The sequence below is a fragment of the Paenibacillus sp. BT-177 genome, assembly GCF_025846815.2.
Lineage (GTDB): Bacteria > Bacillota > Bacilli > Paenibacillales > Paenibacillaceae > Paenibacillus > Paenibacillus polymyxa_C.
In genome coordinates this window covers 1-23,797 of sequence record NZ_JAOYTP010000016.1, presented here as the reverse complement: position 1 = coordinate 23,797, position 23,797 = coordinate 1, and the positions used below count along the sequence as shown (strand labels likewise).

Annotated in this window: 25 protein-coding genes, 1 tRNA gene, 1 rRNA gene and 1 riboswitch; of the genes, 9 read left to right on the top strand and 18 right to left on the bottom strand. The window is 45.3% G+C overall.

Annotated features, from left to right (window positions below):
- Positions 1-21 precede the first annotated feature (21 nt).
- Positions 22-576 carry a histidine phosphatase family protein gene (locus OIU26_RS24755; protein WP_264218336.1) on the bottom strand — a complete coding sequence of 185 codons (555 nt, stop codon included), beginning with the start codon at positions 574-576 and terminating at the stop codon, positions 22-24.
- A 141-nt stretch (positions 577-717) separates the two neighbouring features.
- On the opposite strand from OIU26_RS24755, the gene OIU26_RS24750 reads away from it, so the two are divergent.
- Complete coding sequence (locus tag OIU26_RS24750) at positions 718-1,467, top strand: MBL fold metallo-hydrolase (protein ID WP_264218335.1); 750 nt, start codon at positions 718-720, stop codon at positions 1,465-1,467.
- 99 nt (positions 1,468-1,566) lie between these two features.
- Here OIU26_RS24750 and OIU26_RS24745 read toward each other — a convergent pair whose 3' ends face one another.
- Together OIU26_RS24745 and OIU26_RS24740 are read right to left on the bottom strand one after the other, a co-directional pair.
- Positions 1,567-2,073 (bottom strand): PTS sugar transporter subunit IIA, encoded by a 507-nt coding sequence (locus OIU26_RS24745; protein WP_040102430.1) that lies wholly within the window; start codon positions 2,071-2,073, stop codon positions 1,567-1,569.
- Between the two features lie 277 nt (positions 2,074-2,350).
- The gene (locus OIU26_RS24740; RefSeq protein ID WP_040102431.1) at positions 2,351-2,857 is read right to left on the bottom strand and encodes a YwhD family protein; all 507 of its coding nucleotides are present in this window, start codon (positions 2,855-2,857) and stop codon (positions 2,351-2,353) included.
- Between the two features lie 124 nt (positions 2,858-2,981).
- Here OIU26_RS24740 and OIU26_RS24735 point away from each other — a divergent pair, with 124 nt between their 5' ends.
- The 4 genes from OIU26_RS24735 (at position 2,982) to OIU26_RS24720 (ending at position 7,562) form a co-directional block, all read left to right on the top strand.
- Positions 2,982-4,994 (top strand): M1 family metallopeptidase, encoded by a 2,013-nt coding sequence (locus tag OIU26_RS24735; protein ID WP_058711800.1) that lies wholly within the window; start codon positions 2,982-2,984, stop codon positions 4,992-4,994.
- Between the two features lie 11 nt (positions 4,995-5,005).
- Positions 5,006-5,833 carry a hypothetical protein gene (locus OIU26_RS24730; RefSeq protein ID WP_264218334.1) on the top strand — a complete coding sequence of 276 codons (828 nt, stop codon included), beginning with the start codon at positions 5,006-5,008 and terminating at the stop codon, positions 5,831-5,833.
- Between the two features lie 276 nt (positions 5,834-6,109).
- Positions 6,110-6,247, top strand: a riboswitch (cyclic di-AMP (ydaO/yuaA leader).
- Between the two features lie 5 nt (positions 6,248-6,252).
- The gene (locus OIU26_RS24725) at positions 6,253-6,753 is read left to right on the top strand and encodes a C40 family peptidase (protein WP_013368740.1); all 501 of its coding nucleotides are present in this window, start codon (positions 6,253-6,255) and stop codon (positions 6,751-6,753) included.
- 302 nt (positions 6,754-7,055) lie between these two features.
- Positions 7,056-7,562: a GNAT family N-acetyltransferase gene (locus OIU26_RS24720; protein WP_264218333.1), complete on the top strand. Its 507-nt coding sequence runs from the start codon at positions 7,056-7,058 to the stop codon at positions 7,560-7,562.
- A 78-nt stretch (positions 7,563-7,640) separates the two neighbouring features.
- On the opposite strand, the gene OIU26_RS24715 is transcribed toward OIU26_RS24720, so the two are convergent.
- Positions 7,641-7,940 carry a 4a-hydroxytetrahydrobiopterin dehydratase gene (locus tag OIU26_RS24715; protein WP_007428083.1) on the bottom strand — a complete coding sequence of 100 codons (300 nt, stop codon included), beginning with the start codon at positions 7,938-7,940 and terminating at the stop codon, positions 7,641-7,643.
- 117 nt (positions 7,941-8,057) lie between these two features.
- Positions 8,058-8,351, bottom strand: a complete 294-nt coding sequence (locus tag OIU26_RS24710) for a hypothetical protein (RefSeq protein WP_264218332.1) — start codon at positions 8,349-8,351, stop codon at positions 8,058-8,060.
- Positions 8,352-8,538: 187 nt separating this feature from the next.
- On the opposite strand from OIU26_RS24710, the gene motA reads away from it, so the two are divergent.
- Complete coding sequence (gene motA, locus OIU26_RS24705; protein ID WP_013368736.1) at positions 8,539-9,333, top strand: flagellar motor stator protein MotA; 795 nt, start codon at positions 8,539-8,541, stop codon at positions 9,331-9,333.
- The gene (gene motB, locus OIU26_RS24700; protein WP_013368735.1) at positions 9,326-10,153 is read left to right on the top strand and encodes a flagellar motor protein MotB; all 828 of its coding nucleotides are present in this window, start codon (positions 9,326-9,328) and stop codon (positions 10,151-10,153) included. The genes motA and motB overlap by 8 nt, the downstream gene beginning before the upstream one ends.
- A gap of 136 nt (positions 10,154-10,289) precedes the next feature.
- On the opposite strand, the gene rluF is transcribed toward motB, so the two are convergent.
- Positions 10,290-10,991, bottom strand: a complete 702-nt coding sequence (gene rluF / locus OIU26_RS24695; protein ID WP_264218331.1) for a 23S rRNA pseudouridine(2604) synthase RluF — start codon at positions 10,989-10,991, stop codon at positions 10,290-10,292.
- A gap of 50 nt (positions 10,992-11,041) precedes the next feature.
- The gene (locus OIU26_RS24690; protein ID WP_025677178.1) at positions 11,042-13,318 is read right to left on the bottom strand and encodes a PAS domain S-box protein; all 2,277 of its coding nucleotides are present in this window, start codon (positions 13,316-13,318) and stop codon (positions 11,042-11,044) included.
- A 328-nt stretch (positions 13,319-13,646) separates the two neighbouring features.
- Here OIU26_RS24690 and tadA point away from each other — a divergent pair, with 328 nt between their 5' ends.
- Both tadA and OIU26_RS24680 read left to right on the top strand, forming a co-directional pair.
- Positions 13,647-14,147, top strand: coding sequence for a tRNA adenosine(34) deaminase TadA (gene tadA, locus OIU26_RS24685; protein ID WP_014599352.1), 501 nt, complete (start codon positions 13,647-13,649; stop codon positions 14,145-14,147).
- A gap of 63 nt (positions 14,148-14,210) precedes the next feature.
- Entirely contained in the window at positions 14,211-14,768 is a 558-nt protein-coding gene (locus OIU26_RS24680) for a GNAT family N-acetyltransferase (RefSeq protein ID WP_165084155.1), read from the top strand.
- 124 nt (positions 14,769-14,892) lie between these two features.
- Here the strand turns inward: OIU26_RS24680 and OIU26_RS24675 are convergent, their stop codons facing one another.
- From OIU26_RS24675 to rrf, 11 genes are all read right to left on the bottom strand, one after another.
- Positions 14,893-15,969, bottom strand: a complete 1,077-nt coding sequence (locus OIU26_RS24675) for a hypothetical protein (RefSeq protein WP_014599350.1) — start codon at positions 15,967-15,969, stop codon at positions 14,893-14,895.
- Positions 15,970-16,165: 196 nt separating this feature from the next.
- A complete protein-coding gene (locus OIU26_RS24670; RefSeq protein WP_014599349.1) occupies positions 16,166-16,321 on the bottom strand; it encodes a small acid-soluble spore protein P in 156 nt (51 codons plus the stop codon).
- 72 nt (positions 16,322-16,393) lie between these two features.
- On the bottom strand, positions 16,394-16,564 hold the full coding sequence (locus OIU26_RS24665) for a hypothetical protein (protein ID WP_013368727.1): 171 nt from the start codon (positions 16,562-16,564) through the stop codon (positions 16,394-16,396).
- A 27-nt stretch (positions 16,565-16,591) separates the two neighbouring features.
- On the bottom strand, positions 16,592-16,933 hold the full coding sequence (locus OIU26_RS24660; protein WP_013368726.1) for a hypothetical protein: 342 nt from the start codon (positions 16,931-16,933) through the stop codon (positions 16,592-16,594).
- 145 nt (positions 16,934-17,078) lie between these two features.
- Positions 17,079-17,167 (bottom strand) — tRNA-Ser (locus OIU26_RS24655).
- 93 nt (positions 17,168-17,260) lie between these two features.
- The gene (gene serS, locus OIU26_RS24650) at positions 17,261-18,541 is read right to left on the bottom strand and encodes a serine--tRNA ligase (protein WP_058712451.1); all 1,281 of its coding nucleotides are present in this window, start codon (positions 18,539-18,541) and stop codon (positions 17,261-17,263) included.
- Between the two features lie 36 nt (positions 18,542-18,577).
- Positions 18,578-19,144, bottom strand: a complete 567-nt coding sequence (gene pdxT, locus OIU26_RS24645) for a pyridoxal 5'-phosphate synthase glutaminase subunit PdxT (protein ID WP_013368724.1) — start codon at positions 19,142-19,144, stop codon at positions 18,578-18,580.
- 16 nt (positions 19,145-19,160) lie between these two features.
- On the bottom strand, positions 19,161-20,042 hold the full coding sequence (gene pdxS, locus OIU26_RS24640) for a pyridoxal 5'-phosphate synthase lyase subunit PdxS (RefSeq protein WP_013368723.1): 882 nt from the start codon (positions 20,040-20,042) through the stop codon (positions 19,161-19,163).
- A gap of 131 nt (positions 20,043-20,173) precedes the next feature.
- Positions 20,174-21,562 carry a D-alanyl-D-alanine carboxypeptidase family protein gene (locus OIU26_RS24635; RefSeq protein ID WP_040102436.1) on the bottom strand — a complete coding sequence of 463 codons (1,389 nt, stop codon included), beginning with the start codon at positions 21,560-21,562 and terminating at the stop codon, positions 20,174-20,176.
- Positions 21,563-21,889: 327 nt separating this feature from the next.
- A complete protein-coding gene (gene guaB, locus OIU26_RS24630; protein WP_013368721.1) occupies positions 21,890-23,347 on the bottom strand; it encodes an IMP dehydrogenase in 1,458 nt (485 codons plus the stop codon).
- A gap of 343 nt (positions 23,348-23,690) precedes the next feature.
- Positions 23,691-23,797 (bottom strand): 5S ribosomal RNA (rrf, locus tag OIU26_RS24625); the annotation flags it as partial.

The following is a 23,797-nucleotide window of genomic DNA, read 5'->3' as shown; positions in this document are numbered from 1 at the left end:
TGCACTTATAGTGAACGCGCCTTACTTATTTCCACCCATATTCCACACTCTGTGAATCTTGGCTTCTGCTTCATTCAGTTCTAGCAAATACACGTCGGGATTGGATAGTTTTTTCCACTCCTCAAAACCAAACTGCGGATCGTAATGTCGAATGAGAAGAGAGAGTAAAGCTCCATGAGTTACAATGATAACCGTTTTTTCCGCCCGCTCTATAAGCTCCTGAACAAGCTGGATTCCTCGATCTGCTGCTTCACGGGATGATTCTCCTCCTTCCAGCTTCAAGTCCTCGTCCAGATATGTCTGTTCCAGCACGTCCAGCCAATGATCCAGATGATCACGGCATAGTACACGTTCCTGAAGACGTAGATCAGTATATACCTGCAAATGTCTACGCTCAGCCAAGGGCTCAATGGTTCGCACGGCCCGTTTCCATGGACTGGACACAATATATTCCACACCTACATTCTCCATAAAATCAGCCAACTGCTCAGCTTGTCGGTTACCTTCATCGGTGAGTCGGGCATCTGGTTCCTGTCCAGTTGCTTGGGCATGTCTAACAAAATAAATTTTCTTCACGTCATCGCTCCTAACCGTCACACAAATGTAGTATTCTATATATTTACAAATAATTATTTTTATGCTATAATATAGGTTTACATACTTGGATTTCATGATAAGATTCCTTTGTATTACATCAACTCTTATGGGAGGGATTCGATGCAATTAGACAAAGGAATACACATGCTCCAGGTTTCTGCTAATATCATGGGAAGTATAGAGAGCATTCACCCCACCTTAATGTGGGACGAAGTCAATATGATTTTAGTTGATACAGCTTACCCCGGGCAACTCTCCCTTTTAAATGAAGCTATTCTAGATACCGGATTAGCAATCCATAAACTTACCTCCATATTAATAACACACCAGGATCTTGACCATATTGGCAGTTTAGCAGATGTAATCCAGGCTTCTTCCTCCCTAGTTCAAGTATTAGCCAGTTCTATCGAAAAGCCTTATATACAGGGAGAAAAACAGCTTATAAAGCTAACCCCAGAAGCAATAGATCAAGCTGTAAGCTCCATGCCTGAATCCGTTCCGGTAGAGTGGAGACATGCATTCCGGCGTACACTTGAAAATCCCCCAAAGGCAATTGTAAACTCCACCATCGTTGCCGGAGAGGAATTGCCCTTCTGTGGGGGGATCTTAGTTATAGATACTGCTGGTCATACACCAGGACACCTAAGTTTCTATCATAAATCCAGTCAAACCCTGATTGCAGGAGATGCTCTACGTGTAGTAAGCAGCAAATTACTGGCTCCAGACCCGCAATACTGCTGTGATTTCAATATCGCCAAAGAATCTCTTAAAAACCTGCTGCCATATGATATTAAAAAAGTGATTTGTTTTCATGGAGGGCTATACGAAGGCAATTGTAATCAGCGGATATCTGAAATATGTGAATCCTAGCTTTTGTTCACATGTTCATACCAGTCCCTTGACCAGTCAGTGAATTATCTAAAGAAAAGACTAACCAAGAATTCCTGGTTAGTCTTTTCTGAATGAAAGCTAGGCTTTTAAATGAACCCTTAGTACAGGTACATCTGAAGTAGCAGATGAGCTTTCTAATATCTCCACATGACTGATCATATCTTGCCCGTCTGGAACGATTACTGGAGTAATTACAGGTAATCCACCCTGTTGAATCGCATCCAGATCAAACTCCATCAATAATTGTCCAGCTTTAATGCTATCTCCTACTTTGACATGAGGGTTAAACCCCTGCCCTTTGAGAGAGACGGTATTAATCCCGACATGTATCAAAACTTGTACGCCAGATTCATGTTCAATAATCAGAGCGTGTTTGCTTTTCTCCATGACATGGGCAACTTTTCCGGCGAAAGGAGCGGTGACCCTACCCTCAGATGGATGAATAGCGATGCCATCCCCCATAGCTTTTGTAGAGAACGCAGGATCTGGAACCTCTTCTAGAGAAACCACTTTTCCTTTAATTGGCGCTACCATGTCGAATTCTTCAATACGGGGAGCCGCCTTCTTTTTCAACCATTTAAACATAACGATGCCACCTTATTTAGAGATTACATTCATAAACAGCGATAGGAAAAAAACTATATCCTTTCAGGAACCGGTTCCACGAATTCATTAAATAAAAACCGGAGTGAAACCGATTTCTATTTGAATTATAGTGAATGCCTTTCCATGATGTCAAGGCGATGATGTTCATAACTTACATGAAAAAGAAGTAGACCGACCCCAACCAAGGTATCGGTCTACTTCTGAACCTTACTGCCGACTGCTCTTTAAGCAGTTGTGTACACTGTTAACGCTAGGCTTACCCTTCGAGCGCCTGCTTCAATTCCTCTGGCGAAGCGTCCCACCATTCCTGATTATGCGAAATCAGCAGGCTTTTGAGCGCTGCTTTATCTTCGCTGCCGAGATCATCCAGCATGAAACGGCGCTTGAGTGCATAATCCATACGGTTAACATGATCGGCAAGAATTTTCCAGCCGCGTTTGGCTTCGTCGTCAATCAGCATCTCGCAGGCCGTCGCGCCACCGTACATACGTCCTTCAGGCGTACGGTCCACAGCTACCCATACCAGCCATACCTGGCGTCCGTTCGGTACGTCTTCTTTATTCGTAGAGAACTTGATTCCACGTTCTACTTTACTTTTGGCATGCATGGCACCGATATCAATTTTTGCCTCTCCTCGGTCAATGATGACCGGGGACATGCTGTTCAGGTCGATTGAGCCTGCGCCGAAGCCCTTATGTTTACTCTTGCCACTGACAATATTCAGTGCAATCTGCTTTTTGCCGTCCGGCTGATTTTCACTCATGCGTCACTAGGCCTCCAGTTTCCGTCTTCACACTCATTCTACACTATAAATATTTTAACTAATAATCTCCCGAAAGCAAACATATACATGCTGTAGATGCTTGTCAACGGGAGGTATCCATTGTATGACCCCAGCACGCTCCAAAATCGTTTTATTGTCTACACTAGCCCTCGGACTCCTCGCAGGGACGTTATGGTTTGCCTGGCAACCCCAATCGCAATCCGCCCCTCAGTCTGCAGGCAAACCACTATACGGCTCCGAGTCTGAATCTGCGCTTGCGCCAGATATGGGCAAGCCTCTAGGGGCCAACATCATGCCCGACCTGCCCAAGAACCCTCCACAGCCCGCTTCGGAAATTCTCAGCAAACGGGTGGTGGAGTATCACATTGATGTATCTCTGGAAAAAGGACGGGTTTTGCGAGGCACTGAGACACTGACCTGGAAACATCCAGGCAAGAAAACTGTGAATGATCTGTATCTTCATCTATACCCGAATGCCTTCTCTTCTATGGAAACCACCTTTATGAAAGAATCCGGGGGAAAGCTGCGCGGAGACACCATGCCCAAGGACGGCTTTGGCTCCATGACGCTGACCGAACTAAAAACAGAAGATGGTTTATCTCTCATGCACCGTACTCAATATGTACAACCAGATGACGGTAACGCAAGTGACCGTTCGCTCATGAAGGTACGTCTGCCCAAGCCAGTACGAGGTGGCGAAGAAATCACACTATATATGAAGTTTGAAGTCAAACTGCCTGGCATTTTTGCTCGTATGGGTGCGACAGATGATTTTGTAATGGCTGGACAGTGGTTTCCAAAGCTCAGCGTCTATGAGACTGCAGGACAACGTGGACGCGCCGACGAGGGCTGGAACCTCCATCAGTATCATGGCAACTCCGAGTTCTATGCCGATTTTGGAATTTACAGCATACGAATTCGGGTGCCTGAAACACACATCGTAGCAGCGACCGGATTTCCTACCCGTGGTGCAGTACGACAGAACGGCCAGAAAATATATCAATTTTATGCCGATGATGTACACGATTTTGCCTGGTCCGCTTCACCCAACTTTGTAGCCGTAGAAGAACCCTTTTCTTCTACTGAAGTTCCTGGTGTCAAAATCAAGCTCTATCTGGACCCGTCCCATAAGGAACTAAAAGGACGTTATATGAGCGCAGCCAAGGCCGCCCTTTCGTACTACAGCAAATGGTACGGGCCTTATCCATATTCCACTCTATCTATCGTCGTTCCACCCAAAACAGGCAGTGGAGCCGGCGGCATGGAATATCCGACACTCATCACGGCCGCAGCTGCGGACCAACTGAATCCCGGCTATAATCTGGAACGGACGCTGGTTCATGAGATTGGGCATCAATATTTCTACGGAATGGTAGCCAATAATGAATTTGAGGAGCCCTGGCTGGATGAAGGCTTCACCTCCTATGCAGAAGAACGGCTCATGGAGCAAGAATATGGGCTTATCCCCAACTTGCCATTACAATCCGGACAGGTAGCTTCTCCACAGCCCCTAAACCGCGAATCCTGGAAGTACGGATCGTCGGCTGAGTATGCACAAAATGCCTACTCACGAGGCAAGCTGGTACTACGAGGTATTGAACGTCAGGTGGGTACGAAAAAAATGGACCGGATTATGCGAACCTATGTCCAGACCTACCGATTCAAGCATCCGACCTCACAGGATTTTCAGCGTGTCGTGGAGAGGGTGACTGGACGCTCATGGAGCCACTATTTTGAACAATATGTATATGACGGCCAGATGGCGGACTTTTCTGTCGATCGCATCACGAACCGCAAGTTGGAGAATGGATATGAAGCAGTCGTGACGCTCAGCAAAAAAGGAGCAGATTATCCCAAGATCCCTGTTCAATTTACCTTCAAGGATGGCACCACAATATTTAAGGCATGGGACGGTACGGGCAAAAGTACATCTTTCCGACTCAAAAGCACCTCTCCCGTGTCCTATGTGACCGTTGATCCTCTATACACTATTGCACTGGAGAACAAGCATATTAATAATAGCCTGAAGGCTGAATTGGACGAAAAGCAACAAACCCGTTGGAGTGTGAGTGTAACCAAGCTGTTGGAGACACTGCTTGGAAGTCTGTCATGGTGAGGTGTCTATAGATGCGGACTGTTTTAAAAGAAGGCTGGGCGCTAGTGCGCATACGCTTTTATATCGTTATCATTTTATTTTTGTATCGTCTGCTGTGGGGAGTATTTCTCTATCGGCTGGTACAGTCGGCCGTTGTCCCGCTGCTGCTGCGTTATCCTGATCAGAGCCAAAACGAGCTGGGAAAGACCTTGTTTTGGATGGAGGGCCAGATCGCTTTGATGGACAGCCGGGAAGTACACGTATATTTATGGATACTACTAGGGGCGACCGTATTGCGCGTCCTAATCACTCCCTTCATTAGAGCTGGCATATATCAAAGCCTGTATACCGATGCGTCTGAACCGCAAAGCCTGTCCTTCTTCAAGGGGATGAAACGTCACGGTATGTCATCTCTGTTGTATTACATCATCGAGTTGGGTTTGCTGCTGCTTCCCGCCTTCTGGGTGGTACCGAGACTCTATCCTATTGTAGCAGGGACGCTGCAATCTTCCTCTTACCTGCTGCATTTGTTGCCCTATACCATTGGGTGGGTGGCTTACGGTTGGTTCATTCGGCAGTGCATCCTGTATATGCAACTGGGCACGGTCAGTGGTCACGCCATACTATCGTCCCTGCTCGCCTTCTTTCGCCAGCTTCTTCCGGCTGTAAGCGTATCTCTCTTGCTTGGTGCTTGTGTGCTGCTGGTCTTCGGTCTATTTGGCACCGTAGCGATGATTTGGACTGGTATGTTGGCGCTAATTCTCCAGCAATCGTATCATTTTGTTACCAGTCTGGTCAGGCTGTGGCATATCAGTTCGCAGTATCGTCTATGGCACATCGATATCTCCAGCAGAGGCTAATCCCTCTCTTTATGCTTTCTCCTGCATTTTTAGCTGTCGAAAAAACTTTTTTCTTTCCCGTGCAAACGGCACATAACTGAATACTGTTAACAGAATCTGTTCCTAGGGCGTTAGGAACAGATTTTTTTTGTAACTTTTTGCGATGAAACATTTGCCAAAGCCTGCTGTCTTTGTTACAATAATCGCAGTGAACTGATAGTAACAACTTTGTAATCTTTATTGTAACCTTTATCTTAAAAACATCGTTGTCGTGAATACTGCTCTCCAAGGTGCACATCTTAAGTTAAGCCTAATTCCTGGCACCTAGGAAGCGGGGGAACCAGTTTGGGTGAATTGATCTCGCAACAGAGTGGTCATAGGGGAACCTTCTACCGAATCCTTAAGCTAACCTCGCAGGCATTGGAAGGGGTATATTTTTTTTGAAGAAGAAGCTAACGATCGCAGCCATGGGTCTCGCCATTGCCTTTACCTCTTTTACATTCGGTGGTAGCAGTGCATTTGCAGACTCTAAGATGGACCAGGTCATCCAAGATGCCAAAGGAACGAACTATAGAAGCGGAGGTACTACACTCGAGGGATTCGATTGCTCCGGCTTCACAATGTATGTATTCAACAAACTGGGAATTAAACTGCCGCATCAATCTGGATCACAATTCAAAATGGGAGCTTCTGTATCCCGCGATGAAATGAGACCAGGCGACCTGGTGTTCTTCAACACCACAGGAAGAGGCGTTTCCCATGTAGGTATCTTCGTAGGTGAAGGGAAATTCGCCCACTCCTCGACTTCACGTGGTGTAGTAGTTAGCTCACTGAACGAAAATTATTACGCTAACCGTTATGTCGGTGCAAAAAGAATTATGAGCACAGACGCTTACCATTCTGTAGCTTCAGATATTCCTGATGACGACAACGTAGAATAACTACCGCACAGCAAGCTAACCCTAGCCGCAATTTGATTCTGGCCGGAATCGAATTGCGGTTTTTTATGTCCACTACATCAGTAATTATTATCATTACTGACGAACTGACACCTCAAAAGGTTTCAGTTTTAGCGAACATCGTCGGTTTACCGCCACCGCTGGGGGAGCATATGAGCAGTAAATCCTTCTTATTGAATGTATACCCGACTTAGGTACGAAATAAACACGCTTGCCATTCTCCTACAACTTGTCTACAATCTGTGGTTAATGATTGAAGTACCTACATAAGGAGGAATGAAAAAGTGCCGGCCTCAATATCCAACTACCGGATCGTACCGATGGACGAGCATCAAGCGGCTGAAATCTGTGAGTGGCGCTATGATCCTCCCTACAACATATACGGCTGGCTTCCCTGGGAACAAATGAAGGCACTTGAAGTCGAATTTGGAAGTCCCACGCTTCGCCAAGAGCAATATGTTGCCGTACTGGACGAAGAGAATGAGCTGACGGGATTTGCTCAATATTTTCCTATGGTCGGTGTGACCCGGCTGGGTCTTGGAATGCATCCCGAAAGATGCGGACATGGCACAGGCCCCGATTTTGTCCGGGCCATTGCCGAGGAAGCCAGACGACGCCATCCACAGAATGAAATTGACCTAGAGGTTCTCACTTGGAATCAGCGGGCTATACGAGCCTACAAGGCAGCTGGATTTGAGCTGACGGATACCTATGAACGTCAGACTCCAGATGGCAGAAAACCGTTCTATTGTATGGTATATCGTCCTGAACAACAGAACCGGGCTCTATAAATAAGAGCGCCTTCGCTATACAACCGCGATGTTGTATAGCGAAGGCGCTCTTAATATATACAACAGATCATTATAAAATCAATGACTGCTGCGCATTTTTTCAAAAGCTTCATTATATTGTTGGGCTTCCTTAATATCTACGGCCATAATACCGCCATCGTCCCAAGAGGTCAAACGCAGAGTCACGGTCTTGTAATCAATCGTAATAAATGGATGGTGATTGAATGCCTCAGATATAGCGGCAACTTCATCCACGAATGCAATTCCTTTCATAAAACTGGAAAAATTATATTTCCGAACGATCCAACGTCCTTCCTCCAGTTCCCAGCCCTCCAGTTTCTCCAGATGTGCTTCAATCTCTTCTTGTGTAAAAGGCATGTTACGAACTCCTCCCCGTTTATACGGAAGCCTTTTAGCCGCTTACATACGGCCAAAACTACGATATATTGGTGTACATATTACCACGGCCCCGTTGATAAATCCATAAGACGGCCTTCAAATCAAAGGGACCGACGTCAGCTCCTCATCTCCGATGAGTACATAGATCCGGTGCTGCTCCGGCTCATAAATCACAACGCCGCTGCCTACAGTGATTATGGGCTCCGTACCCAATGCATAAAATAGGTCTTCTGCCAAAGCTTCATTGACTTCCTGACGCCCCAACGGGTCCAGCCTGTCCCAATCTTCTGCTTCCATTTCAAAAAATTCATAGCTATCTGGGATGCGTCCCACAGCCTCTGTCAAATCGTTCAAAATTTGTTCATACTCGCGCCCATGCTTTACTCCCATGCTATTTCCTCCAATGGTTCAGCGATTCAATACATAATCACTTTATTATACCGGAAATTCGCCCTTAACAAAAAAGAGAGTTTTGTCGATAAATACTATAATCCGTCTCATAATGACGCGCTTGGGGCAAGGACGACCCATGCGGCATGAAAGGATTCAAAATCTATTCTCATGGATGAGGTGTATCATGCAAATTACAACCATTATTGGACTTGTGCTCGGGCTTTTGTCACTGGTCGTCGGGATGATCCTGAAGGGCGCGCCAGTCGTCAATCTGGTCAATAACCCCGCTGCTTACATGATTATTTTCGTCGGAACAGCAGCAAGTATATTCATGGCGTTTCCGATGGATGACATGAAACGGGTGCCAAAGCTGTTTAAAATTATTTTCACCCAGCAGAAATTGCTGGATCGCAAGGAGCTTATCGGTACATTTACCGAATGGGCATCCATTACCCGTCGTGAAGGTCTGCTCGCGCTGGAATCCAAGGTCGAAGAGATCGACGATCCCTTTATGCGCGGCGGTATGCGAATGATTATCGATGGTAATGATCAGGAGTTCGTACGCGATGTTCTGATGGAAGACATTAACGCTACCGAAGATAGACACCGCGCCGGCGCACTGATTTTCTCCCAAGCCGGTATGTACGCTCCAACACTCGGGGTACTTGGTGCGGTTGTAGGTCTGATCGCCGCTCTGGCCGACCTTAGTGACATGGAAAAACTGTCCCATGCCATTGCAGCCGCCTTTATTGCAACGTTGCTCGGTATTTTTACAGGTTATGTCCTATGGCATCCAATGTCCAACAAGCTGAAACGGCTATCCAAAAAAGAAGTGGAACTTAAGTTAATGATGGTCGAAGGTCTGCTTTCCATTCAATCCGGTATCTCGACGATTGCCATCAGCCAGAAGCTAGCAATCTTCCTAACTCCAACCGAACGGGCTTCGATGACCCAGAAGGATGGCGATTCCAGTGAGTAAAAAGAGACATGAACCACATGAAGAGCATGCTGACGAAAGCTGGCTGTTGCCATATTCCGACTTAATGACCCTTCTGTTGGCTCTTTTCATTGTCTTATTCGGTATGAGCTCGCTCGATGCCAAAAAATTTGAAACTATGGCTCAATCCCTGAGTTCAGCTTTTAGTGGCGGTACTGGCGTGCTGGATCACTCAGCCGCGAATCCGTCGTCACAATCCATGGATATGGGCAAAAATAAAGAAGAGGTATCACAACCCTTAAAATCGAAAGCCACTTCTACCTCTGATCTGCAAAAGCAACTCGCCCAGCGGGAAGAAGAAGATTTAAAGAAGCTTAAAAAGCAAATGGATCAGTATATTCAAAATAACGGCCTGTCCACCCTACTGAACACCAAGCTGAACCAATCCCAGCTGATGATCACCATTAGTGATAATGCCCTGTTTTCATCCGGGCAGGCCGAAGTAAAGCCAGAAGCGAGAAAGCTGGCCAAATCCATTTCCAGCATGCTTCAGCAGTTTCCTGGTTATGATGTTATCGTATCAGGTCATACGGACAATGTACCTATTTCCAATAGTCAGTTTCCGTCCAACTTTGATTTGAGTGCCAAGCGTTCGCTCAATTTCTTGCGTATTTTGTTGCTCAATCCGCAGCTTGATCCTACCAAGTTTGTATCCATCGGATATGGCGAGTATCGACCATTGGCAGGCAATCAAACTGGGGCAGGACGTGCCAAAAACCGTCGTGTCGAAATTTCCGTTCTTCGCAAATATCAGAACGGTACACAAGTTATTAGTCCTACCTCAAGCTCGAATGAAGGTTGATCATGAATATGTTATATGAACAAAGGCACCGCCGCATTTTTTATGCAGCTGGTGCCTTTTACTTTAGGGATTTCTGTTCTCTAGCCCTGTCATATACGAGGGACAAGCGCTGTAGGCTATAAGAAGGCCTCTGGCATTAGCTAAGTGTATAATCAAGCATCTGGCCCAGTTCCTGCTTTTCAGCCTCTGTTAAATCACGCCAGGCGCCTTTCTGAAGGGATCCTAAACGAATATTCATAATTCGCAGGCGCTGCAGTTTCTTAACTTCATAACCGAAGGCAGCACACATACGTCGGATCTGACGATTTTTCCCTTCTGTCAGGATAATACGGAATACATACTCAGATACACGTGTTACTTCACAGGGCAGCGTTCGATGACCGAGTATCTTTACACCGCTGGACATCCCCTGCACAAAGGATGGTGTGACCGGACGATCCACTGTTACGATATATTCTTTCTCATGTTTGCCTTCTGCCCGTAAGATCTTATTCACAATGTCCCCATCATTGGTTAATAAAATGAGACCTTCCGAATCCTTATCCAGGCGTCCAATTGGAAATATCCGCTGCGGGTGCCCCACAAAATCGACAATATTGCCTCTAATGTGGCTCTCTGTCGTGCTTGTAATGCCCTCTGGCTTGTTCAATGCAATATAGACGTGATCGGACTTATCGCGCAGTGGCTTGCCGTTCACACGGACGTCATCGCCTTCCTCCGCTTGACTGCCCAGCACGGCCACTTCGCCGTTAATCGTCACGCGGCCGCTCTCTACCAGCTTGTCCGCCTCCCGGCGCGAGCAAAAGCCAGTTTCGCTGATAAATTTGTTAATGCGCAACCTGTGTACCCTCCATTTCTACGAACACACTTCCTTCTGCCCCCAGCTCATTACTCAGGCTTGGCGATCGGAAGCTGCACGAGGGCGGTTGTTCCCTCTCCCTCTGTGCTTTCAATATCCAGTGTGCCTTTATGGCTCTGTATAATACGCTGGCTGACCATAAGCCCTAGTCCTGTACCTGTTTCTTTGTTTGTGACAAAAGGTTCTCCCAGCTTGGATAGCATTTCTGCGGGAATACCTGTTCCCTGGTCCCGTATGAAGATTTTAACGCTTTCTCCCTCTAAGAACAAATGAATTGTGATGATGCCACCTTTACTCATAGCCTCCATGCTATTTTTAAGTAAATTAATGAATACCTGTTTTAACTGATTTTCTTCAGCATATACCAAGGCAGGCTCGTCCGTGACCTGAAGGTTGAATACAATACCCAACAGATGCGCCTGGCTATCCAGTAAAGAAATAACATCACTCACAATATAACGAACATCTTTTTTCTGAAAATGCACTGCCTGTGGCTTCGCCAGTATTAAAAACTCGCTAACGATCAAATTAATGCGGTCCAGCTCAGACATCATAATATCGTTGTGTTTCATATTCAACACTTGATTTTGCTGCTGTAGTTGTAGGAAGCCACGTAGCGTGGTTAATGGATTACGAATCTCATGCGCTACTCCTGCCGCCAGTTGCCCTACGGTTGTCAGCTTCTCTGATCTACGCAGCAGTTCTTCCATTCGGTTGCGCCCCGTAATATCACGCGAAACACAGATAAAGCCTAAGATTTCGCCTTGTTCATCCAGAATAGGGGACGTACTCATACTAATCTCTACTGTACTTCCATCCTTACGCATTCGTAGGGTCTCACTTGATACGATGCTTTCTCCCTGAAGCAGGCTCTCCTTCTGAAATTCATACTCCTCTTGTTGCTGCGGAGGTACAAACTCCAGCTTACGGCCAACCAATTCCTTCTTAGTCCATCCGTACAAAGCTTCGAAGGCATGGTTAACCCGAATAACACGATCCTCCTGATCGGTTACATGAATCGCATCTGCCGTCTGATTAATAACCGATTCTAGATGCTCCTTTACAGAACGGTTTTCTTCATACATCTGTTCAAGTCTTCTCGTATACATCCCCAGATTGTAGGCCATCGCATTGATGCGCTCACCCAGCCGTGCAAGCTCATGGCCGCCCTTAATTTCTAGTCGTGTATCAAAATGGCCGTCAGCCATCTCGTTCACTTTTCCCAAAATCGACTGAATCGGACGGACAAATAGGCTGGCAAGCACATAGCTTCCAATGATCACAACCTCCAATAGAACAATGGAAATAGCAACTAAACTGATCAATTGCTTAGATATAACAGAAGCGATTGTATCATAATTCATGACAATACGAATGACATAGGCATCACGGTTTGTCGGATAAAAAGGTATGTAACTGACAAGCACTCGTTCGCCTTTAATATAGCAATCTTGTACGATACTCTCTCCCGAAAGGATCGCCCTGGACACGGCCAAACGATCCTCAGGCACTCTCGTTAGTTGATACGTGCCGAATTGGATCGGTTCGTTGTACATGTAATAGTGTTTTCGGTCGTTACCGTTCTTGTCCATCGTAGCGCCACCAAAGGTTGCAGGGTTGATTCCTGTTATCTCCAAAATGCGATAATCCACTTGCTGAGTCTGCTTCACAATCTCAGCTGGACTCAAGATAGGTATAAAATCCTGGACTGAAGTATCCTGGAAGGATACTCGAATTAAGTAGTTGCGTTTTTGGTCATAATAAAATCCCCATTTATTAATATGTGAGGAGGCTGAATCTGTGTAATCAAAAGAACTGGTCCAAAAATGATCCAGATTCTGGCCATGCGCCATGGCCACCTGTCCATGCTCATATAATTGGTCAACTGCATTTTTCCAATACCCCATTAATGGATCGGATGACGTTAGCTCTTTAGGATTCGAAGATTTGACAACCTTATACCCCTGTCCATCTCGGATCATCAAAGAAATATTAATATCCCTGTGGAGTGTAGCTATCTGTTGTAGCTGTTCCTGCTGGATATTTCGGATGTCGGGATCAAGCTGATTGGCAGCCAACGTAGCAGAGAGCCACAGATTATATCCGAGCTGCTTGTCAACAGCCTCCCAACTATGTCGGGTTTGTTCAATAGCTCCTCCGATGATTTTAGCCGTCAGAACCATTTTGGTTTCACTGTCACTTCTTAGATTTTCGTGGGTCGTGTAGTAATTGAGTGCGATGTTTAACAATAGGATAAACAGGACCGACCCCGACAAAATGATCGTTATTCTGATTTTTATCGACACACTGATTTCTCACCTCTTGCCGTATGCTGGCGATTACTGGCAATTGCTAACTCAATGATACCGTAATAGTGCCTGGGATACCAGCATTTACATTTACCGGATATACATAAATACACATCCTGTGAACAATGTTGTCAATAGGCGAGCATTTACCTACAATGTATTAAGATAATCATCCACATATAGTCCACAAATACACAGATGTTATTATAAACTGTGGATAAACCTGTGGGCAAGTATGGTGTTATCCACAATTTTATTCACATCATGTTAACAACGGAATACTTGTTCGTTGGATAATTCCGCGTTTGAAAGGAGTATTTTCCCAGTGACCATTATGGATCACGCCTATTGGATGAGAGAAGCCATTCAGGAAGCGTATAAGGCAGAAGCGTTGGGTGAAGTCCCCATCGGAGCTGTCATTGTAAAAGATAATGAAATCATCGGTCGCGGCTACAATTTGCGCGAGACCGACACCGACCCAACTGCACACGCAGAAATGGTTGCCATCCGGCAGGCCAGTGAGCATTTGGGAGCTTGGCGCCTGCTGGATTGCAGGCTGTATGTCACTTTGGAGCCGTGTCCGATGTGCGCTGGAGCCATTGTGCAATCACGCGTCCCCCATCTCATATACGGCACCACAGATCCCAAGGCGGGCTGCGCAGGCACGCTAATGAATTTATTGCAGGAGCCTCGGTTCAATCATTGTACAGAAGTAACCAGTGGTGTACTTCAGGAGGAATGTGCCTCCATGCTAACAAACTTTTTTCGGCAGCTCCGGCAAAAAAGAGCGGCTGCCAAATTGTCTCCTCCTTCATCTCCATCCTGAGGAGGAAAAGCCTAACGCTCTTCTTCATCTCACTGCTAATTCCTCATGGAAGGAGATCACCCCATGCCTATGAGCTTGTATAATACGCCTCAAGGTATCTTTTTACGTCCCCTAAGCTTGGAGGATGGAGAAGCTCTTCTCGCCCTTAGGCTTCGAAATAGGGACTCTCATGCGCCCTATGAACCGCTGTATGAGGATTCATTTTTCACTTTAGGGAAACAGCAGGATTACATCCGTGAGAGATTGCGCCAAGCGGAAGAAGATCGAGGATACTTGTTTGGTATCTTTCTCCTAAAACAAGAACGGCTGATAGGTTATATCTCTATTTCCAATTTGGTGCGTGGAGTTGGACAATTCGCCGATGTCGGCTATATGATGGATCAACATGAGCAGGGAAAAGGGCATATGACGGCTGCCTTAAAATTGATCATACAGTATGCCTTCCGTGCCTTATCTCTACATCGCCTCCAAGCAGGCACCCTTCTCCATAATGATCGCTCACAACGCGTATTACAGAAGTGTGGCTTTCAGCCAGAAGGTATTGCTCGCAAGCTGGTACAGATTCAGGGCGAATGGCAGGATCATCAGATGTTCGGAATTCTAGCTGAGGATCACGTGTGACGAATCTCAATAACCGCACAGAGGATAACTTATTCATAAACAAAAAAAACCGCCCGGCCTACGCCGAGCGGTTTTCTTACATCACATTCGAAGGAATGATGTTTGTAATCATGTTACCTTCTAATTAAGGAGATACAGTTTGCATTTTTTGTTGTAGCTGTTCAATAGTCAGAACTTGATCAGCTGTTGGAATACCCACTTTAAATGCTGCTTTTTCATTGATTTTGCTGTATTGCGAGTAGCCTGTTACAGACAATTTCACATTGTCTTTCGTAGAAGGATCATTCACTTCCACGTTCGCATTCAGATCTTGATACACAGGAACGTTATCCTTGTTCAGAGCAGTGTTAATGTCAAACTGTTTCACTGTCAAATAGTTCTTCAACTCATCCAGCTTTTTGCTGACTTCGCTGGTGTTGGATTGCAGTTCTTTCTTCGCTTCAGCCAGTTCTTCCTTCTTCACTTGAAGCATGCTAGCATATTCGTCTTTAGACATAATATCTAGGACCTTAGGAAGCGCCTTAGTAATAAATGTATTAGTCGCTTGCTTCACATTGTCGTTCGTGATTTTAAACTGAACCACTTGTTTAGCTTCAACGCCTTGTGGCAATTTAGCATCTTTAGGATCAATATCAAAGAAATACGTAGCTTGATCATACTCATTCATAATCGCAGCAATCACTTCGTTCGCAAATTTTTGCGATTTTTCCTGGTCCATAGTTGCAGGGTTAAACTCTTGTCCTGATTGTTTAGCCAGTTCTTGTGGATCAATGAGTAGGAATTTACCTACAACATCCTGTGGAAGCGGGTAAAATGGAATATTAGGAATTTTAACATACAATTTATCTTTAGTCATTACCATTGGAATCGTAAAGCTGGTAGAAAGATCACCTTTCAAATGAATGCCCAGCGTCATTTCAGATTGGAAAGGCTCTTTTTGGTATACACCATCCATTGTAATATCAGCATTTTTCAGCATGCTAGTTACCATTGCACTTTGCTCAGCTGGAACAGAAGCGGAGGTAATTGTCAGTTCCTTAACGGTAAATTGACTTTTGGATTCATAGGAATTCAGCTTCATAGCATTTGCTGTACCGGTCGTAACAGCTTCCTTCGGTTCTAACTTCTTGCTACAACCTACCAGCGCTACCGTCATAAGCAACACCATAGTGAGGACCAAGACGGATAACTTTTTACTCATTGTGTAGATTCTCTCCTCTCAAATTAACCCCTTTTTTTATGCTATAAAAAAAATACACACCCTCTATTTTAACTCATATTCACAAACGGCGAAACACTTATTGGAAAATTTTCTTACAATAAGCACAAAGACACCCTGGCTCTTTAACCAGGGTGTACTATACTTTGTAATATTTTTAGGAGAAAAGTCTGACTGCTTATGAACCTTGTCTGTTGTGGTGATCGACGTGATTCCGCTGTTTCACCTTCTTGGAACCGGATAGGGGCTCTTGTTGATGACTACGCTCACGCTTTTCATTACTTCCGCCAGAATCCTGAGCCTCGGGAACAGGAACAGCTCTAGGCTTGCCCATTTACGCATCCTCCATTCTAAGTCTAAATTATTGGTACATCAACAAATCCGTTTATTACCATTTAAAATAGGACTATAGATGGGTCAGATCTTCCGTTTTATCGTGATTCAGTGAATCCTGATGACGACGATCATTACGATCCTGCTGCACTTGCTGTGCCTGATGACTATTTACTGGACGTTGCTCCAAATCATCGACAATGTTGGACAGGTTTTTATCAAGTCCATTTTTGGCCTTTGTCATGTCGCCTTCCTCCTCATTCCTTCATGACTACGAGTGCGTTAATGACTGTAATGTTTGGGCACATTGGTGAATGTGCCGAGTATAATCGGACACCAGCTGTTGAATGATATCTGTTCGTTCATCCACAGACCGCCCGTCACGCTCTACATCGACTAAGCTAACTTGTACTTCCCGGGAATCTACATACGTACACGCAAAATCAAAGGAGTACATTTGTCGGCCTTCTACCTCGATATGGATTCGTATAGCCCGGTTATCGGCTTCATCTGCCTGTACCTGTGTTTTATCCCCTGAATTCAAAAGAATCGGCAGTTGTTCCTGCCAGGCCTCTACCAGCTTTTGCTGATCTACTGTCATTTCTCGATTCATGCCAGCACCTCCACATCTGATAACGTGTGAAAAAAACAGGCTTTTTATACAACAAAAAAGCCATTCTTCACGATTCCTGATCATTAGCATATAGAACCTAATGTACCAGCTATCGTATTTGAATGGCTTGGTTTTATTTAGAATATGGCGGAGAGGATGGGATTCGAACCCATGTGAGCTTGCACTCTAACGGTTTTCAAGACCGCCCCGTTATGACCGCTTCGGTACCTCTCCAGGTGGTAAATGGATAAAGCTGCTTCCCTCTATCAAACAACTGAGGCGCAACAAAATTATTTTACCACAGAATTTTTAAGAATGCAAGGCTTACTATTTAGGAGTTATAACCTCAATGCCTCGCATGTATGAACGCAGCACTTCGGGAATCACAATGCTTCCATCCTCTTGCTGATAGTTCTCCAAAATAGCAGCTACAGTCCGCCCTACAGCCAACCCTGAACCGTTCAGTGTATGTACAAATTCAGGCTTTGCCTTCGCATCTGGACGAAACCGGATGTTTGCACGACGTGCCTGGAAGTCTTCTGTGTTGGAACAGGAAGAAATCTCACGGTACATGCCGCTCTCAGGCAACCATACTTCCAGATCGTACGTTTTGGCAGACGTAAAACCCATATCCCCTGTGCAAAGTGCCAGCACCCGATATGGAAGTCCGAGCAGCTGCAAAACACGCTCAGCGTTATTCGTCATTTTTTCTAATTCTTCATAAGAGGTATCCGGGTGGACCAGCTTGAGCATTTCCACCTTATTGAACTGATGCTGACGAATCAAGCCACGTGTATCACGTCCTGCAGATCCTGCCTCTGAGCGAAAGCAAGAGCTGTATGCCACATAATATTTAGGAAGCTGATCTGCATTCATAATCTCTTCACGGTGGTAGTTCGTTACCGGAACTTCGGCCGTAGGAATGAGATAATACTCAGTATCACGCAATTTAAACAAATCTTCTTCAAACTTTGGAAGCTGACCCGTTCCGTACAGACTGTCCCGATTTACAATGTATGGAGGTAGCATTTCTTCATAACCATGCTCACTACTGTGCAGATCCATCATAAAGTTAATTAGCGCACGTTCCAAACGCGCTCCCAGTCCCTTATAGAACGTAAAACGAGAACCCGTCACCTTAGCTGCAGCCTCAAAATCAAGAATATCTAGATCCTGAGCCAACTCCCAATGTGCTTTGGGTGTAAAAGAAAACTCGCGTGGCTCTGACCAGCGACGAATTTCCACATTGTCCTCTTCCGAAGCGCCTACAGGCACAGTCTCATTGGGGATATTAGGAATCGACATCACCAGTTCGTCGATCTGAACTTCCAGTTCACGCACTTGCTCATCCAATTCTTTAATACGATCGGAGACCTGGCGCATTTCAGCAATAAGATCATCCGCATTTTCCTTATTCTTCTTCAACTTGGCTACTTCACCAGATACGACATTCCGACGATTTTTGAGTCCTTCACTTTCCTGAAGCAACTCACGACGGCTTACATCCAGATCTGTAAAACCATTAATCAGATCCAGAGATTTACCTCTGTTCTGTAAAGCTTTCTCAACCCGACCAAGCTCATTACGCAAAATCTTTATATCTAACACAGGTGATCCCTCCTACACTACAAACCTGACTTTCCGCTATCCGCGGACCATATCCACAAAATACTGATGTAACCGGAAATCGTCTGTTAATTCCGGATGGAAGGATGAAGCCAGTAAATGACCCTGACGGGCTGCCACAATCTCGCCGTTATACTCAGACAGCACATCTACTCCCATTCCGACAGATTGTATTAAAGGCGCGCGTATAAACACCGCACGAACCGGCTCCTCAATCCCTTTAATGTTCAAGTCTGTTTCAAAGCTTTCTCGTTGGCGACCAAAAGCATTACGCGATACTGTAATATCCATTAGTCCCAAATGTGCTTCTTCCTGTCCTTGAATCGTTTTGGCCAATACAATCAATCCCGCGCAAGTGCCAAATACAGGCTTGCCTTGATTGGAAAATTGACGTATAGCCTCTATAAAATCATACTTGCGCATTAGCTTGCCGATAGTGGTGCTCTCACCACCGGGAATGATAAGACCGGACAGCTCATCGAGCTGTTCGATCTTCTTCACTGCTATACCTTCAGCACCTGCACGTTCAACGCTTCGTATATGCTCAGCCACAGCGCCTTGCAGCGACAATACTCCTATTTTCATGCCGGCCCCTTCTTTCTTACCAACCACGATCCTGCATGCGCTCATGCGATGCTAGTTTGGAAATTTCAATGCCTTTCATAGGAGTTCCCAAATTCTTGGACACTTCTGCAATTAGCTTGTAATCCGTGTAATGAGTGGTCGCTTCCACAATTGCACGTGCAAATTTCTCAGGGCTGTCCGACTTGAAGATACCAGAGCCTACAAAGACACCATCAGCGCCTAAATGCATCATCAACGCAGCATCCGCAGGTGTTGCTACACCGCCTGCTGCAAAGTTGACCACTGGTAGCTTACCAAGCTCATGCACTTCCAACAGCAGTTCATAAGCAACTCCGAGGTTTTTCGCTTCTGCATACAGCTCGTCCTTCGACAGGTTTTGCACCTTGCGAATTTGACCATTAATAAACCGCATGTGACGAACAGCCTCAACAATATTTCCAGTTCCCGGCTCACCCTTTGTACGGATCATAGATGCGCCTTCACCGATACGACGCAATGCTTCCCCTAGATCCTTGGCTCCACAAACAAATGGAACGGTGAACTCCCGCTTATCGATATGGAACACCTCATCTGCAGGTGTCAATACTTCACTCTCATCGAGATAGTCAACACCGAGAGATTCGAGTACCTTTGCCTCAACAAAGTGACCAATACGAGCCTTAGCCATAACAGGAATAGAAACAACCTTCATAACCTCTTCCACAATCGTAGGGTCAGCCATACGAGCAACCCCACCAGCTGCACGGATATCCGAAGGCACTCGTTCAAGAGCCATTACGGCTGTAGCGCCTGCTGCCTCTGCAATTTTAGCCTGTTCAGCGTTCATGACATCCATGATTACGCCACCTTTTTGCATCTCTGCCATACCTCTTTTTACACGCGAAGTTCCCGTTTCCATGTCGTTGCCTCCTGTAAGGGTTACGTTTAGATTCTAACTTAAGATTTTACCGTACGAACGCCAAATACACAATCATTTCAAGTTACAAAATAAGTAATGCAGGACACGTTAGGTCGATTAGCATTTCATCTTTAGAAGAGATTCTTAATTCCCTGGAACAAATCGCCGAAGAAATCACCAATTGCCCGGAAAAGCATTCGGAACCAGCCGCCCTCTTCTACTGCCGTGGTTGTAACCAAATCAACAGTTTTCGTCTGGCCTTTATCCACGCCATCCGTTTTGTATGTGTACGTAATCGTACCGACTTTAGCCCCTTGTTTCAAAGGTGCCACGAGAGAGCTTGCTGGTGTTATGTTCGTTGTAAAGGTTACCTTAGGATTGCTTGCACCCTTAGGCACGATAAAACTTACTGCATCTTTTGTGACAATCGGCACTTCTGTTTCCGTACCTTTGGTTACAGGCACATTCTCAACGCCCTTAACCACCGTCTTTGGAGCAACAACCTGCTTCACTTCAAAGTTATCAAAGCCATAGTTCAGCACTTTAGCCGTCTCTGTAAAACGATGAGGCTCTGAATCTGCTCCCATAACTACACTAATGAGACGCATTCCATTACGCTCAGCCGTACCTGTAAAACAGTTTCCAGCATTGCTCGTATGGCCCGTTTTCATACCGTCCAAGCCAGGATAAGCAAATTTTCTAAAGTTAGTAATATTTTTGTTTGCTTCTAGCATCCAATTATAGTTAATAATTGGCGCTTTATCAGTCGGTCGAAATTTGTACGATTGAATTGTGGTAAACCGTGTATAATCTGGATGATCCTTAATGATGTAACTGGCCAGAGTAGCTGCGTCTCTCGCTGTCATCACAGTTTCCCGGTCTGTATCCGGTTGAAACCCTGTAGGCATATCCTTACGATCCAAGCCAGTCGAGTTAATAAAATACGTATTTTTCATACCCATTTTCTGAGCAGTTTCATTCATTAGTTTTACAAAATCCTGCTCGGTTCCAGATACGCGTTCAGCAAGAGCTACTGTGGCATCATTGGCAGAACCTACTGCCATGGCAATATAAAGCTCTTCTACCGTATGTTGATCCCCTTGAGCCAAAAAAATACGTGATCCGATACTCTTAGAAGCATTCTCGTTAACCGTAACCTTATCCGTCCACTTAAGTTTTCCTTGCTTAACCTGCTCCGCTACGAGGTACTCTGTCATCATTTTGGTCATACTGGCTGGCGGAAGCGGCTCATCTGGATTCATAGAGAGCAAAACCTGCCCAGTGGAAGGCTCAATCAAAATGGCCGAACGAAGTGCCAGACTAGGGGGGTTAATGGAACCTGTTCCCGTGATATTCGTTGCCTCTGTTGCCGCTCCAGCAGCAAAAGTAGCCACGCTTGAATCGAAATTGCCTACAACAGGCAAGGCCGACATATACATCATATTAAGCACCATGACTGCAGTCACACTCTTTTTAATCATGCTGCGTTTATTATTCTTTTTAAAATTGTTCGCTTTCAAATGAATACAAACTCCTCTCGTACCTTAACCCGATCCGCTATGTATAACGAGACGGTGGTTACAGCCTTTACTTGGCCAAAGAATTAATGTTTTAGTGTTATACAATTTAATGTCATTTCGTTTCCTAAGATATAGCTTGTCATGAGCATTCTACTGCTCGAATCTTCTTAACTGGTAGGAATCATCCAAAATACCTATGCGTCCTAATTCATCAATAACCTCATGAGAAGGCGGACACTTGTCTATTCTATCACAGGGGTATCTCTAAAAAAAGACAGGCAGAGCGAAATGCGCTCTGCCTGTCGTCAAGTCAAATACAGCTGAATTTTATAGAGAGTAGTTTGGCGCTTCTTTCGTAATCTGCACATCATGTGGATGGCTTTCGCGCAGACCTGCACCTGTAATACGGATAAAGCTTGTATCGTTACGAAGCTCTTCAATATTAGCAGTACCACAATATCCCATACCGGAGCGAAGACCGCCCAACAGCTGGTGAACAGTGTCGGAAAGTGGTCCTTTATAAGCAACGCGTCCCTCAATGCCTTCCGGTACCAATTTCTTGTCGTCATCTTGGAAATAACGATCTTTACTACCTTGCTTCATCGCAGCCATAGAGCCCATACCACGATATACTTTGAAGCGACGTCCTTGATAAATTTCCGATTCGCCTGGGCTCTCTTCCGTACCTGCAAAAAGACTTCCCAGCATTACTGCAGAAGCCCCTGCCGCAATGGCCTTTGTAATTTCACCGGAGTATTTAATCCCTCCATCTGCAATAATCGGAATATTATATTCACGTGCTACTGTTGCACAATCATAAATAGCTGTTATTTGCGGAACACCAATCCCTGCAATTACGCGTGTTGTACAGATAGAGCCTGGGCCAATACCAACCTTAACGACCGATGCTCCTGCTTCAATCAATTCGCGCGTTCCGTCACCCGTAGCTACATTACCTGCTACAATCGTCAGATCAGGATAAGTTTTACGCAACTCGCGGACTGCTTCAATAATGTTAATATGATGGCCATGAGCGGAATCCACAACAATCAAATCCACACCAGCTTTTACAAGTGCTTCAGTCCGTTCAAACGTATCCTTGGAAATGCCGACAGCCGCACCGACCAGAAGACGCCCTTGTGCATCCTTCGCTGCGTTCGGAAACTGAATAGCTTTCTCAATATCTTTGATGGTGATCAGACCTTTGAGGTAGTTCCCTTCATCGACCAGAGGAAGCTTTTCAATTTTATGCTTTTGCAAAATGACTTCCGCTTCCTGTAAAGTCGTGCCTACTGGTGCAGTTACCAATTCTTCCTTTGTCATGACTTCACTAATTTTAAGATCAAAATTGTGAATAAAGCGAAGATCACGGTTAGTAATAATACCCACCAGTTTGTTCTCTTCGTTTACAACAGGCACACCGGAAATACGGTATTTACCCATAACAGCCTCAGCATCGGACACCAAATGATCCGGAGTCAATGAGAATGGGTTGGTGATAACACCGCTCTCTGAGCGTTTAACCCGATCTACCTCTACCGCTTGCTGCTCAATCGACATATTTTTATGAATAACACCGATACCGCCCTCACGAGCCATTGCAATTGCCAACACTGCCTCAGTAACAGTATCCATACCAGCACTCATCAAAGGAATATTCAGCTTCACGTTATCACTCAAACGAGTCGCTACGCTTACTTCTTTGGGCAGTACCACCGACTTACGAGGTACCAACAAAACATCGTCAAAGGTAAGGCCTTCCTTACCGAATTTATCTTCCCACACCAAGATGATCCTCCTTCAAAATGTTTAGTCTGTATTGGTCTTGTTGTCTGTCCGACATGGACAAATCAAGGCTCTCTGAAAATATATTATTGCAATCTTAGCAAAGCGGTATAGGGGTGTCAAGCCTTCATCAACAGCCCTAACCCGTAGTATTCCCCTGTACAAACAACTGTACTCCTACGAAGGACAACCATTATAAACAAACGGATTTAAGGATAACTATCTACTTACAAAAGTATATTTTACTTTGAGTAAGCAACAGAGAAGTAAGAATATAAGTAATTTCAGCTACATGCAAAAAAGGACCATGATCTCAATAAGATCATGGTCCTTTTTACTTGTTGCTTGGCAACGTCCTACTCTCCCAGGACCCTGCGGTCCAAGTACCATCGGCGCTGGAGGGCTTAACGGTCGTGTTCGGGATGGGTACGTGTGGAACCCCTCCGCTAT